Origin of the sequence: Halomonas tibetensis, from assembly GCF_042643535.1 — a bacterium.
Taxonomy (GTDB): domain Bacteria; phylum Pseudomonadota; class Gammaproteobacteria; order Pseudomonadales; family Halomonadaceae; genus Halomonas; species Halomonas tibetensis.
In genome coordinates this window covers 1-1278 of sequence record NZ_JBHRSQ010000028.1, presented here as the reverse complement: position 1 = coordinate 1278, position 1278 = coordinate 1, and the positions used below count along the sequence as shown (strand labels likewise).

Annotated in this window: 1 rRNA gene; it reads left to right on the top strand. The window is 56.6% G+C overall.

Annotation, left to right across the window (positions count from 1 at the left end):
- Positions 1 to 1278: ribosomal RNA gene (locus tag ACFODV_RS15220) — 16S ribosomal RNA — on the top strand; the annotation flags it as partial.

The following is a 1278-nucleotide window of genomic DNA, read 5'->3' as shown; positions in this document are numbered from 1 at the left end:
GGTAATGGCCCACCAAGGCGACGATCCGTAGCTGGTCTGAGAGGATGATCAGCCACATCGGGACTGAGACACGGCCCGAACTCCTACGGGAGGCAGCAGTGGGGAATATTGGACAATGGGCGCAAGCCTGATCCAGCCATGCCGCGTGTGTGAAGAAGGCCTTCGGGTTGTAAAGCACTTTCAGTGGGGAAGAAAGCCTTGGGCCTAATACGCTCGAGGAAGGACATCACCCACAGAAGAAGCACCGGCTAACTCCGTGCCAGCAGCCGCGGTAATACGGAGGGTGCGAGCGTTAATCGGAATTACTGGGCGTAAAGCGCGCGTAGGCGGTCTGATAAGCCGGTTGTGAAAGCCCCGGGCTCAACCTGGGAACGGCATCCGGAACTGTCAGGCTAGAGTGCAGGAGAGGAAGGTAGAATTCCCGGTGTAGCGGTGAAATGCGTAGAGATCGGGAGGAATACCAGTGGCGAAGGCGGCCTTCTGGACTGACACTGACGCTGAGGTGCGAAAGCGTGGGTAGCAAACAGGATTAGATACCCTGGTAGTCCACGCCGTAAACGATGTCGACTAGCCGTTGGGGTCCTTGTGACCTTTGTGGCGCAGTTAACGCGATAAGTCGACCGCCTGGGGAGTACGGCCGCAAGGTTAAAACTCAAATGAATTGACGGGGGCCCGCACAAGCGGTGGAGCATGTGGTTTAATTCGATGCAACGCGAAGAACCTTACCTACCCTTGACATCGTGCGAACTTGGTAGAGATACCTTGGTGCCTTCGGGAACGCATAGACAGGTGCTGCATGGCTGTCGTCAGCTCGTGTTGTGAAATGTTGGGTTAAGTCCCGTAACGAGCGCAACCCTTGTCCTTATTTGCCAGCGGGTAATGCCGGGAACTCTAAGGAGACTGCCGGTGACAAACCGGAGGAAGGTGGGGACGACGTCAAGTCATCATGGCCCTTACGGGTAGGGCTACACACGTGCTACAATGGCCGGTACAAAGGGTTGCGAAGCCGCGAGGTGGAGCTAATCCCGAAAAGCCGGTCTCAGTCCGGATCGGAGTCTGCAACTCGACTCCGTGAAGTCGGAATCGCTAGTAATCGTGAATCAGAATGTCACGGTGAATACGTTCCCGGGCCTTGTACACACCGCCCGTCACACCATGGGAGTGGACTGCACCAGAAGTGGTTAGCTTAACCCTCGGGGGAGCGATCACCACGGTGTGGTTCATGACTGGGGTGAAGTCGTAACAAGGTAGCCGTAGGGGAACCTGCGGCTGGATCAC